The sequence below is a fragment of the Xenorhabdus vietnamensis genome, assembly GCF_002127535.1.
Lineage (GTDB): Bacteria > Pseudomonadota > Gammaproteobacteria > Enterobacterales > Enterobacteriaceae > Xenorhabdus > Xenorhabdus vietnamensis.
The window spans coordinates 1-792 of the sequence record NZ_MUBJ01000105.1 but is presented as its reverse complement, the minus strand read 5'-3'; the positions used below and the strand labels follow the sequence as shown (position 1 = coordinate 792).

Annotated in this window: 1 protein-coding gene; it reads right to left on the bottom strand. The window is 51.8% G+C overall.

What is annotated here, in order from left to right; all coding sequences use genetic code 11:
• A partial coding sequence (locus tag Xvie_RS20395; protein ID WP_244175760.1) for a condensation domain-containing protein occupies nucleotides 1–792 on the bottom strand: 792 nt, incomplete at both ends.

The following is a 792-nucleotide window of genomic DNA, read 5'->3' as shown; positions in this document are numbered from 1 at the left end:
GCTGAATCCCAATTGGCCTGCCTGCACGCCGCCATTGATGTTCAGCAACAGTGGATCGGCATTTTCTGATGCCATCATGAGACCACAGTCATCGGCGGTGAACATCCAATCCTGGGGTGTCATCTCGGCACCCAGCTGCCCCAGATAGTTAAAACTGATGACCGGCGAACAACCCGATACATCCCCTGCCTGACGCAACGCACCATAACCGACCCCTTTATTGGGGACTTTTCTTAGCATCTCTTTGGTGTAAACGATGGTATCCGACACGGTTGACTGGCTTTCTAAACGAACCGGGTAGATTGTGGTAAACCAACCCACCGTCTGCGAAAGATCTAACGTTTCATCGATCGCCTCACGTCCATGCCCTTCCAGGGTGATGTGGTTGGTTGACTGGTTAAATGTGTTTTGCAATGCGATGGTCAGGGCACTGAGCAATAAGTCATTGATCTCCGTGTGATAACCGGCATTGGCTTCGTACAATAAGGTCTGAGTTTGCTCAACGGATAAGCGAACGTGATGGTGATTAGCCTCTCCCTGTGCATAATGATCGGCTTTATCCTCAATCACCTGTTGCCAGTACGTCACCTCATCCTGATGGGTCCCCGCATATGCCTGCATTGCCGCTACCCACTGCCGATAACTGCTGGTTTTAGCCGGTAACGTGTGCCCGGTCAGCAACAGACGCATGTCATCGGCAATAATGCGCCACGAGACGGCATCAATAATTAAATGGTGGAACGCAAAGAACAGGCGGGCACTGCCATCCGACCAGCCGGTTAAATGACCTGC